The organism is Ruegeria sp. ABM4_193 (assembly GCF_056158705.1).
The window spans coordinates 336,586-353,667 of sequence record NZ_JBSWTT010000003.1; the positions used below are offsets into that span (position 1 = coordinate 336,586).

Below are 17,082 nucleotides of genomic sequence, written 5' to 3' on the forward strand. Positions count from 1 at the left end.
CTCCGGGGTAAAGGGCAGGCGCCGAAGTCAACTTCGACGCCTGATAAGGTGTTCAACTATCCAGACCAGCGCGGAAGTGATCGGCCACGGTGTCCGCCGCACGGGTCACATCCTCGGGGTTGTCGTAGAAGTCGAACTGCGTGACGTTTTCCAGCCACTGAGCCGTCGCCTTGCCCGCAAACCCTGCAAGGAAGGTCTGTACGCCCTGCGGGATGGCCGCGCTTTCCGAGTGCACAATGGCCAGCGGTTTGTCCAAACGCTGCGGATTGTCGGCAGGGTGATAGGTCAGCCAACCTTCCCAGCCTGCATTGTTCCACTTGTCGTCATATTCGGGGATGCCACCACGGTCGGCCTCATAGTAATACCCACCAATCGGCATCAGAACACCTTCGGCACCTTCCGGCCCGGCCGCAGGAATGATCTGCCCACCCGCGGCTTCGGCAGCGTGGGAGACTTCGATCAACCCGGCAACGCCTTCTTTGCCCCCATAGACGGCTTCAACAATCTCTTCATTCTGAAGCCAGGGTGCGACAAGGCCGACGCGCTGCACCAACGGATTTCCGGAAACGGCATCGACCATGTAACCGGCCGAGGCACAGATCCCGAGCCCGTTGATGTGATCGGCATCCACTTCGGGCAGGGTCGCAACATATGCAAACGCTGCCTTGATGTCCGAGGTTTTGGCCTCGGGGCTTTCAACGTAGCGCACATTGTTGGGCAGGTCGCCCGACTTGCCCCAGCCACGGAAATCGAAGGTGAAGGCGGCGAACCCGCGCGACGCCATTTCTTGGGCGTAGTTGGCAGGCATCTGTTCCTGCACCGATGTCCAGGCCCCGGTGACAACAACTGTGGGCAAAGGCGCGTTACCGCGTTCTTCCGGCAAATACAGCGTGCCGGTCAGGATAGCCCCTTCGTTTTCAAAGGTTACAGTGCGGGTTTCGACCTGCGCAATCGCGGCAGTCGAAGCCATTAGTGCAGCGGCGGTGTTCAGGGCGAGGGTTTTCATGGCGGTATCTCCCAAAATCTGTCTGGTTGGGCTCAAGCCCGATGACATGAAAGATACGAAGGCGGCGGATGCGATACTTGCACCGGTCTGCCTGGTTTTTGAAAGATTCTGCTTCAGCCGTTTCGCCCATCACCCCGAAGCGAACTGGCCTGATACCTTGGCATGGGGACTGGATGTCGAAATGTATGTGGTCTGGAGACACCTGCACATGTAGGGCGATGGCGAAATGAAATTTAGAGACCCTGTAATCGCGAATTTCCGCACCGGGAAGAGTCGGGGTATTGGCGAAAGTTATCCGACCGAATAATCCTCCCTAACGCCTTGGTCGGCCCGACCGGACTGACCCTTTTTGAGAACGAGACGACCATGACCCCCGATATTCTATGCCTTGGCGAACCGATGCTGGAGTTCAACCAGCAGCCCGACGGGAATTACCTGCCCGGACATGGCGGCGACACGTCGAACTGTGCCGTCGCTGCAGCCCGCCAAGGCGCGTCCGTCGGCTTTGTGACACATCTCGGAGCCGATACGTTCGGCAATTCATTCATGGATCTGTGGAAGGCGGAAGGCATCGGCACTTCAACCGTACGCCAAGTGACAGACGCCCATACCGGCGTTTACTTTGTGACCCACAGCGCGAATGGGCACGAATTCAGTTATTTCCGGGCTGGTTCCGCCAGTAGCCGGATGAGAGCAGAAGACCTGCCCGTCAAGGCCTTGCAGTCGGCAAAAATCCTGCATGTTACGGGCATCAGCCAGGCGATTTCGGACGTTGCCGCCGATGCCGTGTTCGCCGCCATCAAGATAGTGAAAGAAGCCGGCGGTCTGGTCTCGTACGACACCAACCTGCGCCTGAAACTTTGGCCGATCGAGCGCGCCCGCGCCGTGACCCATGCGGCGATGGCGCAGTGCGATATTGCGCTTCCGGGTTTGGATGATGCAGAACATCTCACCGGGCTGTCTGATCCGGATGCCATTGCAGATTTCTACCTGAACCTTGGCGCAAATATCGTCGCCTTGACCCTTGGGGCAGAGGGCTCATTGGCAGCCACCCCGAATAAACGCGAGCGCGTCAAAGGCCGCCGGGTCGAAGCTGTGGATGCCACCGCTGCTGGCGATACGTTTGACGGGGCTTTCCTGTCGCGTATTGTTGCCGGAGACGACCCATTCACCTCGGCCCGCTACGCGAACGCTGCTGCTGCCCTGTCGACCCAAGGATACGGCGCGGTTGCTCCGATGCCGTACAAGGACGCGGTCGAGGCGTTTTTGGCCGAAGGGGACTGACCCATGAAACACGCTGTTGTCATTGGTGGAACGCGCGGGATAGGCGCCGGGATCGCTGACACGTTGCGACAAAAGGGGTGGCGTATCACAGCTACGGGCGTTGGTGCAGACGAAGTGAGCCGCCACGCGAAGCTGAATCCAAATGACACCTGCACGCAGCTTGATGTACGCGACACCATTGCCGTGAACACCTTCTTTACCAATATGCAACGCTTGGACGGATTGGTGAACTGCGCCGGAATACTGGCGCGAGGCGCAGAATATGATCTCGAAACCTTCGAGAAGGTGATCGACATTAACCTTACCGGCACCATGCGCTGCTGCCTGGCTGCGCATCCTTTGTTGGCTGCGTCGGGTGGGTCAATCGTGAACACCGCATCGATGCTCAGCTATTTCGGCGGGCCCCTTGTTCCGGCCTATTCAGCGTCTAAAGGCGGTGTAGCGCAATTAACCAAAGCGCTTGCCGGAAAATGGGCCGCTGACAGCATCCGCGTCAACGCCGTAGCACCGGGATGGATCGAAACGGAAATGACCGAAGCCCTACGTGCCGATCCGGCCCGCAACCAGCCGATCCTGGGCCGTACACCGCTGGACCGTTGGGGCAAACCTGCTGAGGTCGGAGCCTTGGCAGCGTGGTTGCTGTCGGATGAAGCCGCTTTCGTAACCGGTGCCGTATATCCCGTAGACGGCGGCTATTCCGCGATGTGATGATCTGTGCCGCTGAGTCATCCCAGCGTTGGACCATACTGAAAACCGGAGCGATCTTTCAATTGCCCATTGGAGGAACATTCGAAAGCGGTATTTTAGAGCCTCGCTCCGGCCCACCTAAACAGGCAGGCCGGACAAAGTGTGTGGTTCTGCTTAGTCGTACAAAACGGCCGAGATCTTCGGGTCGTCAATGTTAGAGGCGTCGTAATAATAGAAGCCTGTGTCGATCAGCGCCGGAACCTCTTCTCCGTTCAGGGCCGCAACCGCTGCCTTCACCGTTTCATAACCGATGCCCACCGGGTTTTGCGTGATTGCACCCGCCATCAGGCCGCTCTTGATTGCGTCTTTCTGGGCTTTGCCGCTGTCATAGCCAATAATCACCAGACCTTCGGTGCCCAGTTCCTGAACGCCGTTTACCACACCGATGGCCGAGCCTTCGTTGGTGCCAAAGATCCCATTCAGATCAGGGTTTGCCGTCAGAATTGCTTTGGTGACTTCGGTCGACTTCAGGTGGTCGCCCTGGCCGTATTGAACCGTCACAACTTCGATATCCGGGTACTTCTCGGCCATGCGATTGACGAAGCCGTCGCGACGATCGATGCCGGTGCGGCTGGTCTGGTCATGGGCGACAACCGCCACCTTACCCTTGCCACCGATTTTTTCGGCCATCTTGTCTGCGGCCAGCCCGGCTGCCGCTAGGTTATCCGTCGTCGCAGTTGAAAGCGGAATGTCGCTGTCTACACCGCTGTCAAAAGCGATGACCGGAATGCCCTTATCGTTGGCCTGTTTCAAAAGCGGGATCGCGGCCTGACTGTCCAGAGCGGCAAAACCAATAGCCTTGGGGTTATTTGCCAAAGCTGCGGCCAGCATGTCGATCTGGCGGTCCACCATGGTCTCGTTATCCGGGCCTTCGAAGGTGATTGTGACGTCAAACTCATCTGCCGCCTGTTCCGCGCCCGACTTCACCGCTTGCCAGAACTGATGCTGGAAACCTTTGGACACCAGTGGGATGTAGATTTCTTCGGCTGCCGCCATCGAGGCGGGTCCTGCAAGGGTGGCCGCGCTCAGCGCACCCAGAATGAAACGACGTGAAAACATGTTTTCTCCTCCAGTTGGTCGTTTTGGCCTTTTGTTTAGTTGTTTGGTCACCCCGATTTCTTGCGTCGCGCCATGTCGGCATAGACGGCCAGGATGATGATCGCGCCGGTCACGACGGTCTGCCATTCCTGCGCGACGGACAGCACGCGCAACCCGTTGGTCAGCACCGCCATAATCAAAGCGCCAATCAGCGTACCCAGGATGGTCCCGCGCCCGCCGGACAAAGACGTACCGCCGATGACCACGGCTGCAATCGCCTCCAGCTCGTAGCCCAGCCCAAGTGCCGGCTGCGCCGAATTCAGACGCGAGGCGATCAGGATACCGGCGATGCCGCAGATCGCTCCGGCCAGGGCGTAAATGCGCATCTTCCACATGTCGGTGTTCACGCCGGACAGGCGCACCGCTTCTTCGTTAGAGCCCAGCGCAAAGGTGTAGCGACCCAGAACCGTGCGACCCAGAATGTAAGACGCTGCAATGGCCACCAGAAACAGGATCAGCACACCGTTGGGAATGGGCAGCGATGGAAAGACCCCTCCGATCAGTGACCCGCGCGAAATCTGGTCAAAGCCCGGCGTGTCGTTGAAGTAGATTGGTCGCGTCCCCGAAATCACCAACGACAGACCTTTGAGGATCAGCATCATCCCCAACGTGGCGATGAAGGGAGGGATCTTCATCTTGGCGACGAAAGTGCCGGAACACAGCCCACAAAATGCGCCTGCTGCAATTGCTGCAATAACACCCAACAGCAGCGGCATCCCGAGATAGGTCAAAACCACGCCAGCGATGACTGCGCAGAACGTCATCAGCGTTCCGACCGAAAGGTCAATTCCTCCGGTAATGATGACCAACGTTGCCGCGACGGCCAGAACCCCGTTGACCGACGTCGCCTGAAGAATGGCGATCATGTTCGATGTCTGCATGAAGTTGGGTGATGCGATTGAGAACCCGATCAGCAGCACAATCAGACTGGCGAAAGCCAACAGCTTTTGATACGCGCCGCTGTCCGCAAGCCCCGCAAGTGGCTTTTTCTTTTCGATATCGGTTGCTGTGGTCATTGAACTGTCCCTGTTACCTGCATCGCCGCCTTACGTTGCGTGGCCAGATGCATGATGTCTTCTTGAGTGGTGTCTTTGCCGCCGGGCAGTATTCCGGTCAGTCGCCCCTCGCACATCACCGCGATGCGATGGCTGAGGCGCATGATCTCGGGCAGTTCGGATGAGATCACGATGATCGTCTTGCCCTGCCCCGCCAGTTCTTCCAGCAGCTTGTAGATCTCGGATTTCGCGCCAACGTCGATGCCGCGAGTGGGCTCGTCAAAGATCAGTATGTCGCAGTCGCGCAGCAGCCATTTGGCGATGACCACCTTCTGTTGGTTCCCGCCTGACAGCAGTCGAACTTCCTGCACATCCGACGGCGTTCGAATGCCCAATTGCTGGATGTAGCTTTTGGCGGTGTCGCTGATTTCACCATCGTGCAGAACCCCGCCTGCGCCCGTGAACAAGTCCATCGAGGCAAGCGCTATGTTGTCGCGCACGTTCATGCCGGTGGCGAGGCCAAAGTGCTTTCGGTCCTCGGAAAGGTATCCGATCCCCGCTTTGACGGCGTCAGTTGGTGACTTAATCGACACCACCTGACCATGTACCCGAATTTCGCCGCTATCCTTGGGATCGGCCCCGAAGATAGCCCGTGCAACCTCTGTACGACCTGCGCCCATCAGACCGGCAAAGCCCAGAATTTCACCCTTTTGGACCGAGAAGCTGACGTTCTGAATCTCTTTGTCGCGGCTCAGCCCGGTGACCTGCAAAGACATCTCGGCGTCTCCCAGATCAGGGACCTCCAGCGGTTCTTCCTTGACCTCGCGCCCCACCATCATGGCGATGATCTGGCTGATCGGGGTTTCAGCGGCCCCAACCGTTCCGACATATTCCCCATCGCGCATGACCGTTACGCGATCCGAGATCTGCTTGAGCTCGTCCATCTTGTGGCTGATGTAGACTACGCCCACGCCCTCGGCCTTGAGGCGGCGAATGATCACAAACAGCTCGGCGATCTCGGCGTCATTCAGGGCAGCCGTGGGTTCGTCCATGATCAGCACCTTGGACCGAAACGATAGTGCCTTGGCGATCTCGACCATCTGCTGTTTCGCGATGGTCAGACTGCCCACCAACGCCTTTGGATCAAGGCTGAGGTTCATCGAAGCAAAGATTTCGGCGGTCTGCGCATTCAGCGCAGCCTCGTCCAAACGACCAAAGCTCTTGCGCGGTTCGCGCCCGATAAAGATGTTCTGAGCGACGGTCAAATCGTTCATCAAGCTCAGTTCCTGATGGATGATCCCGATGCCCAGATCCTGCGCTTCGCGCGGGGTTGTCGGGCTGACGTCGCGCCCTTCGATCTTCAGCGTCCCGCCATCGCGCTGATAAATACCCGACAAGATCTTCATCAGCGTACTCTTACCAGCGCCGTTCTCACCCATCAGCGCGTGAACTTCGCCCGGTTCAAGATCGAACTGCACGGATTTCAGCGCGTGCACGCCGGGGAAGAATTTATCAATCCCCGTCATTTCGACCAATTTTTGCATTTGCCCTCCCATGTGCCCCTCTCCCTTGGGCCCAGCGCGCACTACATCACCGCGCCGATTTGCCAGGGGACGAATTCAACGCCCCCAAAGCCAAGTTCCTCGCTTTTGGTTTTCTGACCCGAGGCGACGCGGATGAGCATTTCGAACAGCTCTTCACCCTTGGCCTCGATGCTGATCCCGTCGGTCACGACGTCACCGCAGTTCAGGTCCATGTCCTCGGCCATGCGCGCGTACATTTCGGAATTGGTGGCCAGCTTGATACAGGGCGTTGGTTGGTACCCTGAAACCGAGCCGCGCCCGGTGGTGAACACAATCAGGTTTGCGCCCGAAGCGACTTGGCCGGTTACCGAACATGGATCAAAACCGGGGCTGTCCATGAAAACGAACCCGTGTTTGTCCACCCTCTCACCAAATTTATAGACGTCGCGCAGAGGGGCTGTGCCCCCTTTGGCGACCGCCCCCAGCGATTTCTCCAATATTGTCGTGAGGCCACCGCGCTTGTTGCCAGGGCTTGGATTGTTGTCCATCTCACCACCGTTGCGGGAGGTGTAATCCTCCCACCAGTGGATGCGGTCGATCAGCTTTTCACCGACCTCCACGGTCTCAGCACGGCGCGTCAGCAAGTGCTCTGCCCCGTAGATTTCCGAGGTTTCAGACAAGATCGTTGTACCGCCGTGGCGCACCAGCAGATCCGAGGCGTATCCCAAAGCCGGGTTTGCCGTGATCCCTGAATACCCGTCCGATCCCCCACACTGCATACCCACCGTGATGGCACTGATCGGCGCAGGCGCGCGTTCGGCCTGATCAGCCAACTCGGCGATACCGCGCAGCTCCTCCAGCCCCCGTTCGATGGTTCGCCGGGTTCCGCCCTCGTTCTGAATTGTCATGTAACGCAGGGCGCCGTCAGCGCGGATTGGTCGCCCGCCGACAAGGTCGGCCACTTGCATGACCTCACACCCCAGACCAATCAGCAGAATGCCTGCGAAATTCGGATGCTGCGCATACCCGGCCAGCGTCCGGAACAGGGTGGCATAGCCTTCATCGCTGGCGGACATGCCGCAGCCGGTTCCGTGCACAATTGGGACCACACCGTCAACATTGGGAAAGCTGTCCAACAGCCCGGATTTTTCCGCCGCCTCGGCAATGAAACGCGCCACAGATCCCGAGCAATTCACGGTGGTCAGAATCCCGATGTAATTGCGAGTGCCAACTTTGCCGTCGGACCTGTGGTAACCGTCGAACGTCCGCTCTTCGGTCAAGGCAGGCAGCGGAGCGTTGGCGCTTGCGTGCGCATAGTCCTGCTGATGCGCCCCCATGCCAAGGTTGTGCACATGGATATGCTCGCCCGGCGCGATATCGCACTTGGCCTGACCGATAATCTGACCGTAACGAATGATATTTTCCCCGGCTTGAACTGAGACCACGGCGATCTTGTGACCACGAGAGACTGATGCGGTCAGCGGCACGGGAACCAATACGGGCTGCTCGCCTGCGTTCAGATCGCGCAATGCAATGACAACATTGTCTCGCGGGTTGAGCTTCACGACATCACGCGTCGCCCCTTCCAAAACATTTATGCCGCTATGTGCTTGCATCTCTTCCCCGCTTGCTTGGCTCATGTTGCTAATCTCAAATTCACTACTTGTCAACTAACATGTTAGAATGCTAAATTACCAAACATGAGCAAGCAACAAGACATAAACGCTGCACTGCTGCCTGAGATCACGACAATCGAAGGGCCGCTTGCGCAGCGTGTTCACCACTCACTGAAACAGGCGATTCTATCGCTGGATTTTCCACCCGGCGCGAATCTCAGGAAGGCACCTGTGTGTGAAAGGCTGGGTGTTTCGCGCGCGCCTGTGGCCGACGCGATTGCACGTCTGGCGTCGGAAGGGTTGGTGGATGTGGTGCCGCAATCGGGCACCCGTGTGTCCTACTTTTCGATGGATGAAATCCGCGAAGGCGTCTTCCTCCGCGAAGCGCTGGAACTTGCGACCGTTGCAAAGGTTGCCCGCGACCTGACCGACGATCAGCGCAAAAGACTAAGCCGCAATATGCGCCTTCAGGAACTGCTGATCGAGGACGAGGATATTCCGGGCTTTTATCAGGCCGATGAAGAGTTCCACGGCCTGCTGATGGAATTCACTGGCTTTCGCCGACTCGCGGATGTCGCACAGACCGTTTCATTGCAAGTCAGTCGCGCTCGTATGCTGCTGCTGCCCACCCCCGGCCGGATCGCCGAGACTTTGGCAGAGCATCGGGCCATTTTCGAGGCAATCAGCAATCGCGATGAACAGGCTGCGCAGGATGCTATGCGCACTCACCTTGGACAATTGATGCCACGCATCGAACTGCTGGAACAGCAAAAGCCTCATTTGTTCAACCTTACACCACAACTGCACAGTGAGGCAGGATGACAGTTTCTCAGACAGAATTGCTGAACAATCGGACCGCGCGGCCTGTTCCATTGACCCGCATGGGGTTTGGCGGGGCGCCGTTGGGAAACCTGTATCGCAAAGTCTCGGATGAGGACGCGCAGGCGGCATTGCTGGCCGCTTATGACGCCGGCATCCGGTTTTTCGATACCGCGCCCCAATATGGTCTTGGTCGGTCAGAGCAACGGTTTGGGCAGGCGATTGGCCGGTTTGGTCGCGAAAACATTCAACTGTCGACCAAAATTGGCCGGCTGCTTTTGGATTGCGAACCGCATGAAGTGACACCCGAAGCTTTCGTCGATGTGCCGCAGAAACGGATCGTGTTCGACTACACTTACGACGGGGTCATGCGATCTTACGAGGCCAGCCGCGACAGGATTGGCGTGGCCAACTCTGACATTCTTCTGGTCCATGATGTCTGTGTCTTCAGTCAAGGCAGTCAGGAAGTGTCTGATGCCAAGGTGCGCGAGCTTTTTGATGGCGGCGGTTATAAGGCTTTGACCGAGTTGCGCGATGCAGGTGAAATCGCTGCAATTGGGGCGGGCGTAAACGAATGGCAGGTTTGCGAAAAACTGCTTGGACTCGGGGATTTCGACGGCTTCCTGCTGGCCGGGCGCTACACACTGCTGGAACAGGAAGCCCTCGACAGTTTCCTGCCACTTTGTGAGCAGCGCGATGTCGGCATTATCCTTGGGGGACCTTACAATTCGGGCATTCTCGCGACCGGAGCTGTACCAGGTGCCAAATACAACTACGCCGACGCGCCCGAGGATATACTCGAGCGGGTACGCAAGATCGAGGCCGTTTGCGCGGCGCACGATACTCCGCTGATCGCCGCGGCGTTGCAATTTGTTCTGGGTCATCCTTGCGTCAAAACCGTGGTGCCGGGGGCCGTCAACGCATCCGAAGTCCAATCCAACGTCGCATTGATGGAGCGCGACATTCCCCCCGGACTGTGGTCGGATCTGCGGTCCGAGGGCCTGATCCGTTCGGACGCGCCCCTGCCAAGCGAGGGTGCAAATGCTGCGTAACATCGACCCGATCCTTTCACCTGAACTTCTGTATACCCTCAGGGCCATGGGCCACGGGGACGAGATCGTTATTGCAGATGCGAATTTCCCCGGCTCCAGCAGCGGGCCGGACTGCATCCGGGCCGATGGGTCTTCGGCCAGTGAAGTGCTGCAAGCTGTTTTGTCCGTGATGCCGTTGGATACTTTCGTACCTGATCCGGCGTTGAGCATGCAGGTTGTGGGCGACCCAAAGGCAATTCCTGACGCAGTCGCAGACTTTCAGCGCATCATAGACGCAACCGCCGACAACCCAACCAAATTACAGGGGCTGGAACGGTTTGCTTTCTACGCGCGGGCGGCAAACGCTTTTGCCATTGTTCAGACAGGCGAACGCAGGCTTTACGGCAACATCATCCTGAAAAAGGGTGTGATCGGATGAGGATCGATGCGCATCAGCATTTCTGGGCTTTGGCGCGTGGCGACTATGGCTGGTTGACGCCTGATCTGGGCGCGATCCACCGGGATTTTACGCCGGACGACCTAATGCCGCTGCTAAAAGCTGCCGAGATTGATGGCACGGTCCTTGTCCAGGCGGCAGCCACAGTGGCCGAGACCGAATATATGCTCGCTCTGGCCGACCAGCATGCGTTCATCAAAGGTGTTGTGGGCTGGGTCGATTTTGAAGCCGCTGATGTTGACGCGCAGATTGCTGCCCTGGCCACTCACCCGGCTCTGGTTGGTCTTCGTCCGATGATACAAGACATTGCTGACCCTTTGTGGATGCTCGGTGACGCGTTAATGCCCGCTTTTGAAGCAGTTCAGCAGCACGACCTGACATTCGATGCACTGACCTTACCTCAACATCTGGGCCCACTCAGGCAACTTCTGGAACGTCAGCCCGATTTGCGTGTGGTCATCGACCATGGATCGAAACCGCTGATCAAAGACGCGATCTTGGACGGCTGGTCCGACAACATGGCGGTCTTGGCCCGCGATACAAATGCATGGTGCAAGCTGTCCGGCCTCGTGACTGAGGCTTCTGCAGACTGGACTAATGAAGATCTGCGTCCCTACGTGGATCACCTGCTGGACACTTTCGGCCCGTCGCGTCTGATTTGGGGCAGCGACTGGCCGGTTTGCACATTGGCCAGCAGTTACGAGCGCTGGTGTGAGACAACCGACACGTTGCTGAACCAGCTAAACAGCACAGAACGCCAGGCGATCATGGGTGGCAATGCCGCCCGCGCCTATAACCTCAGGGATTGAAATGACCATATCCACATTGGATTCCAACGGGCTGTGGCTCGGCCGTATTGAGCGTGCCGGGGTCGGCCCCAGCGTGGTAACACTGCGCAATGGTCGGGTTGTCGATATCACATCGAAAACGGCTCCAACCGTCCGGGACATTCTGGAACGCGAAGACGCAGCGGATTACGTGCGCAACGCCCAAGGTGAAGATATCGGCCCATTAGACGCCGACCACCAATGGCTTGCACCGTGTGATCTACAAGCGGTTAAAGCCTGCGGAGTTACATTTGCCGGATCCATGGTCGAACGTGTGATTGAAGAACAGGCTGCAGGCGATCCCGCCAAAGCCGACGCGATCCGGGCGCGCATCGGGGGCCGGATTGGGGACAGCCTCTCGAACATTGTTCCGGGATCGGACGCAGCCGCAGAGGTCAAAGAAGCACTGATCACCGAAGGTCTCTGGAGTCAGTACCTTGAAGTCGGGATCGGCCCCGATGCCGAGGTTTTTTCCAAGGCGCAGGTCCTTTCATCAGTCGGGTTCGGTGCGGAAATCGGGCTTCACCCGATCTCGACATGGAACAACCCCGAACCCGAAATTGTTCTGGCCGTTACCTCACGGGGCGAGATCAAAGGCGCAACACTGGGCAACGATGTGAACCTGCGCGACGTCGAAGGGCGTTCGGCTCTGTTGCTGAGCAAAGCTAAGGACAACAATGCCTCTTGCGTGATCGGGCCGATGATCCGATTGTTCGATGATGGGTTCACACTGGACGATGTACGGCAAGCCGAACTGACGCTGACCGTCACCGGACCGGATGGGTTTGTCCTGAACGGCAGCTCATCCATGTCCCAGATCAGCCGCGATCCTGCCGATCTTGTGGAGCAGACAATCGGACGTCACCACCAATATCCTGATGGGTTGATGCTGTTTCTCGGCACGCTCTTTGCTCCGACCCAGGACAGGGATACTCCGGGCGGTGGATTCACACACAAACTTGGCGACGTCGTAACCATCGCCAATGCACAACTTGGGGCGCTGACAAACACTGTGCGCCTGTCGACCGAATGCCCCAAATGGACCTTTGGGGCATCTCACCTGATGCGAAACCTCGCCCATCGCGGCCTGCTGTAAGTGAGAACGAACATGTTGACTGGAAAACACCTGATCGCCGGGGAATGGATCGGCGCAGACACGACTTTTGCATCCGAACCCGCGCATGGACCAAGCCACGACTTTTCTGTCGGGACAGCGGCATTGGTCGATAGCGCAGTAGAAGCGGCCGAGGCGGCGTTTGCCACGTTCGGGTGGTCCTCGCGTACCGAGCGCGCCGCGCTGCTGCGCAAGATCGCAGATGAAGTCGACGCGCGCGGGGATGCGATCACCGAGATTGGCACTCTGGAAACTGGCCTGCCCGAGGCGCGCCTACAAGGGGAACGTGGCCGTACCGTCGGCCAGCTGCGTCTCTTTGCCGATCACATCGAAGCGGGTGACTATCTGGACATACGCCACGACCCGGCCATGCCGGATCGCGCGCCCCTGCCCCGCCCCGACCTGCGCATGATCCAGCGCCCGCTGGGTCCTGTTGCGGTGTTCGGCGCGTCGAATTTCCCGTTGGCTTTCTCGGTTGCCGGGGGCGATACCGCCGCGGCAATAGCCGCCGGATGCCCCGTTGTCGTCAAAGGCCATTCGGCCCATCCCGGCACGGGCGAGATCGTGGCTCAGGCCATTGACGCCGCCATCAAAGCGATAGGGGTTCATCCCGGAGTGTTTTCCCTTGTTCAAGGCGGCAAACGCGATGTGGGCACGCGTCTGGTGCAGCATCCTCTGATCCGGGCAGTAGGTTTCACTGGCAGCCTTGGAGGTGGACGCGCGTTGTTCGATTTGTGCGCGCAGCGGGAGGAACCCATTCCATTCTTTGGCGAACTGGGTTCGGTCAATCCAATGTTCATCTTGCCACAAGCCGCAGCTGCGCGTGGGGCTGAAATTGGCACGGGCTGGGCAGCTTCGCTGACGATGGGTGCCGGTCAGTTCTGCACCAATCCCGGTATCGCCGTGATCATTGAAGGCCCGGATGCCGACGCGTTTCAGTCGGCAGCCCAGACCGGGCTGTCTTCGGTCGCTGACCAGACAATGCTGACCGATGGTATTGCCTCAGCCTATCGGGACGGCGTTTCGCGTGTTGCCGCCGGAACAGGTGTTTCAAAAGTTATGGGCACCAGTTGCGCGACACGCGATGCGGCCCCTTACCTGTTTACTGTTGCCGGCGATAACTGGCTGGCCGACAAAAAACTGCAGGAAGAGGTTTTTGGCCCATTGGGCATCATCGTGCGCGTAAAAGACGTCTCGCAAATGCATCAGATCGCGCGGGCCATCGAAGGGCAACTGACCTGCACACTGCATCTGGACGCGGGTGACAAACCCGAGGCTCAGGCGCTGCTTCCGCTGCTGGAACGCAAGGCGGGGCGTCTGCTGGCCAACAGCTTCCCGACCGGCGTCGAAGTGTGCGACAGCATGGTTCACGGCGGCCCCTACCCTGCTTCAACCAACTTTGGCGCGACGTCTGTAGGAACTCTGTCGATCCGCCGTTTCCTTCGGCCGGTTTGTTATCAGGACATCCCAGCTGACCTGCTGCCCGAAAAACTGTGAGGCACCAATGACAACTTTCAACCCATCCAACCGACTTGCAGGTAAGACCGCCCTGATTACAGCTGCAGGACAAGGCATCGGCCGTGCAACTGCCGAACTGTTCGCAATGGAAGGCGCACATGTGATTGCCAGCGACATCAACGATATTTCGCTTGCCGAACTGGGCAGTATTGCGGGTATCGAGCCGCTGAAGCTGGACGTCACTGACAATGAAGCGGTGACAGCCGCCGTCGCCGACCTGCCGCACCTCGACGTTCTGTTTAACTGCGCGGGCTACGTCGCAGCAGGGTCAATTCTTGAGTGCCCAGAGAAGGATTGGGATTTCAGTTTCGACCTCAACGTCAAGGCCATGTTCAGACTGATCAGACTAACCCTGCCAGGGATGTTGGAAAATGGTGGCGGATCGATCATCAATATGTCCTCGGTCGCATCGTCCATCAAAGGCGTTCCAAACCGGTTTGCCTATTGCGCGTCAAAAGCTGCGGTCATTGGCCTGACAAAATCCGTGGCAGCCGATTACGTCACGCAAGGCATTCGGTGCAACGCGATTTGCCCCGGCACCGTCGACAGCCCCAGCCTGCAAGACAGGCTGCGCGCAACCGGAGATTATGAACAGGCAATGACCGATTTCATCGCCCGTCAACCGATGGGCCGAATTGGCACAGCGGACGAGATCGCAGAACTGGCACTGTACCTGGCCAGTGACGCCAGTAAATACACCTCGGGTCAGCCCTTTGCCATTGATGGCGGCTGGACGATCTAAACGGAAGGACCTTGCAATGAGACTGCTACGCTACGGCCCAACGGGGGCCGAGAAACCCGGTATTTTAGCGTCGGACGGCTCTGTTCGCGATCTATCCGGTGTGGTCGATGACATTTCGGGCGACGCTCTTGGCGATGCCGTTCTTGACAAATTGCGTGCACTCGATGTGGACAGCCTGCCAGCGGTGAATGGCGATACGCGCGTCGGTCCCTGCGTGGGCAATGTCGGCAAATTTGTTTGCATAGGTCTGAACTATGCGGATCACGCGGCAGAAAGCGGCATGGAATTACCAGCTGAGCCGGTGATTTTCTTCAAGGCCACCTCTGCCATCATTGGACCCAACGACACGGTCGAAATCCCGCGCGGGTCGGTCAAAACCGACTGGGAGGTGGAACTGGGCGTCGTCATCGGCAAAGAGGCCAAATACGTCTCCGAGGCCGAAGCCATGAGCCACGTCGCCGGATACTGCGTGGTCAACGATTTGTCCGAGCGGGACTTTCAGCTTCATCGCTCGGGCCAGTGGGTCAAAGGAAAATCCGCAGACACGTTCGGCCCGATTGGCCCTTGGCTTGTGACACGTGACGAAGTGCCTGATCCTCAAAACCTGGCGATGTATCTTGAGGTGAACGGGCACCGCTATCAGGACGGGTCGACCAAAACGATGCATTTTGGCGTTGCAACGGTGGTCTCACACCTGTCGCAGTTCATGTCGCTGCAGCCCGGGGACGTGATCTCAACAGGAACGCCTCCGGGTGTTGGTATGGGCCAGAACCCTCAGACCTATTTGAAACCCGGTGACAAGATGGAACTTGGCATCGAAGGTTTGGGCGTACAGCGACAGGACGTTGTGGCCGGGTAATCCAAAAGCGTCCAGCGGCACCCAAAACATTCGTTCAAGTAAACCCCGGACCACGCGTTCGGGGTTTTGTCTTTTCATAATCAAATTCGATTGCTTGCCTCGGCGAACTGGGCGGGCCCGGCATATCCCGACTGAAGCGAGACAGACCTTAATGCTTAATTTTTAGACTACATGCTGCGGGTGCGTTCAAAAATTGAGCTTCCCGGACGAGCTTTGATCAAAAAACAGCCCATGCGGATAGAGTTTCGACACCCAAGCGGTGAAAAACGCCTGATGTTCACGACGTGAAAGCCGCAGCCATCAATCAGTTCGCCCCCATACCGCCTGCGTCACATGCGACGCCGCCGCGCGCCGAAGGGCGGGTTACACTGTCCGCCAAGCTGTTTCGGGGGCGCAGCGTAATCGATCGTCTGCGGCAGGCGGGTTCGTTCAAATGCCTGTTTCCACGGGGACACGACCCCCTTCTGAATGCGGTGCTTTTGAACACGGCCGGAGGAGTAACCGGCGGCGACGCGTTCCACTTTTCGGGCCACGCCGGTGAGGGCACGGGCCTGACACTAACAACTCAGGCCTGTGAACGGGCGTATAAAGCAAAACCCGGTCAGACGGCGCGGATCGTCAACACCCTGAGCGTCGGGCCGCAGGCGCGACTGAACTGGCTGCCGCAAGAGACGATCCTGTATAATGGCAGCGCGTTGACACGGCGCTTGCAGATTGACCTGGCCAAGGACGCCTCGGCGCTAATAGTCGAGCCTTTGATCTTTGGCCGCGCAGCGATGGGCGAGACACTGACCGACATCCGCCTGAGCGATCGGATCGAGATTAGGCGCGACGGGGTCATGGAGTTTCTGGACGCCACCCGTTTCACCGGCGACCTGGCCGCCCATCTGGCCAGACCCCATATCGCCAATGGCGCGGGTGCCATGGCACTGGTCGCGCTTGCCTCCCCCACCGCCGAGAGCCAACTGGTCCCGATCCGCAAGATGTTGCCCGAAACAGCCGGGGCCACCCTGGTCCGGCCCGACCTGCTGGTGATCCGGCTGCTGGCCGAAAACGGTTTCACCCTCCGCAATAGCTTGTTGCCCCTGCTGCGGCGACTGAACACCGACAAATTACCCCGATGCTGGATGCTCTGACATGAACCTGACACCGCGTGAGAAAGACAAACTGCTGGTCGCCATGGCCGCCGAGGTCGCCCGCAAACGGCTGGCTCGCGGCGTCAAACTGAACCACCCCGAGGCCATCGCCCTGATCACCGACGCCGTGGTCGAAGGCGCGCGCGATGGCCGGTCTGTCGCTGACATGATGCAAGCCGGGGCCGAAGTAATCACCCGAGACCAATGCATGGAGGGCGTGCCCGAAATGATCCACGAGGTGCAGGTCGAGGCCACTTTCCCCGATGGCACCAAACTTGTGACCGTCCACAATCCCATTCGCTAAGAAAGG

Annotated in this window: 18 protein-coding genes; 13 read left to right on the top strand and 5 right to left on the bottom strand. The window is 58.5% G+C overall.

The genetic code is table 11. The features are described 5' to 3' along the window. Positions 1 to 52: 52 nt before the first annotated feature. Entirely contained in the window at positions 53 to 1,006 is a 954-nt protein-coding gene (locus tag ACXADZ_RS19800) for an alpha/beta hydrolase (RefSeq protein WP_475199177.1), read from the bottom strand. Here ACXADZ_RS19800 and ACXADZ_RS19805 point away from each other — a divergent pair. From ACXADZ_RS19805 to ACXADZ_RS19815, 3 genes are all read left to right on the top strand, one after another. Then, positions 1,005 to 1,220, top strand: a complete 216-nt coding sequence (locus ACXADZ_RS19805) for a hypothetical protein (RefSeq protein WP_475199179.1) — start codon at positions 1,005 to 1,007, stop codon at positions 1,218 to 1,220. The genes ACXADZ_RS19800 and ACXADZ_RS19805 overlap by 2 nt on opposite strands. A 152-nt stretch (positions 1,221 to 1,372) precedes the next feature. Further along, complete coding sequence (locus ACXADZ_RS19810; protein WP_475199181.1) at positions 1,373 to 2,290, top strand: sugar kinase; 918 nt, start codon at positions 1,373 to 1,375, stop codon at positions 2,288 to 2,290. 3 nt (positions 2,291 to 2,293) lie between these two features. Next, positions 2,294 to 2,998, top strand: coding sequence for an SDR family NAD(P)-dependent oxidoreductase (locus ACXADZ_RS19815; RefSeq protein ID WP_171095469.1), 705 nt, complete (start codon positions 2,294 to 2,296; stop codon positions 2,996 to 2,998). 153 nt (positions 2,999 to 3,151) lie between these two features. On the opposite strand, the gene ACXADZ_RS19820 is transcribed toward ACXADZ_RS19815, so the two are convergent. Genes ACXADZ_RS19820 through ACXADZ_RS19835 form a run of 4 tightly spaced genes read right to left on the bottom strand, consistent with a single transcriptional unit; the run spans position 3,152 to position 8,269 of the window. After that, complete coding sequence (locus ACXADZ_RS19820) at positions 3,152 to 4,096, bottom strand: ABC transporter substrate-binding protein (RefSeq protein WP_171187307.1); 945 nt, start codon at positions 4,094 to 4,096, stop codon at positions 3,152 to 3,154. 47 nt (positions 4,097 to 4,143) lie between these two features. After that, on the bottom strand, positions 4,144 to 5,151 hold the full coding sequence (locus tag ACXADZ_RS19825; RefSeq protein ID WP_475199184.1) for an ABC transporter permease: 1,008 nt from the start codon (positions 5,149 to 5,151) through the stop codon (positions 4,144 to 4,146). Then, positions 5,148 to 6,674, bottom strand: a complete 1,527-nt coding sequence (locus tag ACXADZ_RS19830; RefSeq protein WP_475199186.1) for a sugar ABC transporter ATP-binding protein — start codon at positions 6,672 to 6,674, stop codon at positions 5,148 to 5,150. Before ACXADZ_RS19830 ends, ACXADZ_RS19825 begins: the two co-directional genes overlap by 4 nt. A gap of 41 nt (positions 6,675 to 6,715) precedes the next feature. Next, a complete protein-coding gene (locus tag ACXADZ_RS19835; RefSeq protein WP_475200131.1) occupies positions 6,716 to 8,269 on the bottom strand; it encodes a UxaA family hydrolase in 1,554 nt (517 codons plus the stop codon). An 84-nt stretch (positions 8,270 to 8,353) separates the two neighbouring features. Here ACXADZ_RS19835 and ACXADZ_RS19840 point away from each other — a divergent pair, with 84 nt between their 5' ends. The 10 genes from ACXADZ_RS19840 (at position 8,354) to ACXADZ_RS19885 (ending at position 17,076) form a co-directional block, all read left to right on the top strand. Further along, complete coding sequence (locus ACXADZ_RS19840) at positions 8,354 to 9,091, top strand: GntR family transcriptional regulator (protein WP_171095461.1); 738 nt, start codon at positions 8,354 to 8,356, stop codon at positions 9,089 to 9,091. Then, a complete protein-coding gene (locus ACXADZ_RS19845; protein ID WP_475199188.1) occupies positions 9,088 to 10,140 on the top strand; it encodes an aldo/keto reductase in 1,053 nt (350 codons plus the stop codon). The genes ACXADZ_RS19840 and ACXADZ_RS19845 overlap by 4 nt, the downstream gene beginning before the upstream one ends. Beyond that, complete coding sequence (locus tag ACXADZ_RS19850) at positions 10,130 to 10,558, top strand: RbsD/FucU family protein (protein ID WP_475199190.1); 429 nt, start codon at positions 10,130 to 10,132, stop codon at positions 10,556 to 10,558. Before ACXADZ_RS19845 ends, ACXADZ_RS19850 begins: the two co-directional genes overlap by 11 nt. Continuing rightward, the gene (locus ACXADZ_RS19855; protein ID WP_475199192.1) at positions 10,555 to 11,385 is read left to right on the top strand and encodes an amidohydrolase family protein; all 831 of its coding nucleotides are present in this window, start codon (positions 10,555 to 10,557) and stop codon (positions 11,383 to 11,385) included. The genes ACXADZ_RS19850 and ACXADZ_RS19855 overlap by 4 nt, the downstream gene beginning before the upstream one ends. Position 11,386: 1 nt before the next feature. After that, positions 11,387 to 12,499, top strand: coding sequence for a fumarylacetoacetate hydrolase family protein (locus ACXADZ_RS19860; protein WP_475199193.1), 1,113 nt, complete (start codon positions 11,387 to 11,389; stop codon positions 12,497 to 12,499). Between the two features lie 12 nt (positions 12,500 to 12,511). Next, the gene (locus ACXADZ_RS19865) at positions 12,512 to 14,014 is read left to right on the top strand and encodes an aldehyde dehydrogenase (NADP(+)) (RefSeq protein ID WP_475199194.1); all 1,503 of its coding nucleotides are present in this window, start codon (positions 12,512 to 12,514) and stop codon (positions 14,012 to 14,014) included. 7 nt (positions 14,015 to 14,021) lie between these two features. After that, complete coding sequence (locus ACXADZ_RS19870) at positions 14,022 to 14,777, top strand: SDR family oxidoreductase (RefSeq protein WP_475199196.1); 756 nt, start codon at positions 14,022 to 14,024, stop codon at positions 14,775 to 14,777. Positions 14,778 to 14,793: 16 nt separating this feature from the next. Continuing rightward, positions 14,794 to 15,636, top strand: a complete 843-nt coding sequence (locus ACXADZ_RS19875) for a fumarylacetoacetate hydrolase family protein (protein ID WP_171670967.1) — start codon at positions 14,794 to 14,796, stop codon at positions 15,634 to 15,636. A gap of 284 nt (positions 15,637 to 15,920) precedes the next feature. Further along, on the top strand, positions 15,921 to 16,772 hold the full coding sequence (locus ACXADZ_RS19880) for an urease accessory protein UreD (protein WP_475199198.1): 852 nt from the start codon (positions 15,921 to 15,923) through the stop codon (positions 16,770 to 16,772). Position 16,773: 1 nt separating this feature from the next. Further along, the gene (locus ACXADZ_RS19885) at positions 16,774 to 17,076 is read left to right on the top strand and encodes an urease subunit gamma (RefSeq protein ID WP_171095445.1); all 303 of its coding nucleotides are present in this window, start codon (positions 16,774 to 16,776) and stop codon (positions 17,074 to 17,076) included. The last annotated feature ends 6 nt before the right edge of the window (positions 17,077 to 17,082 follow it).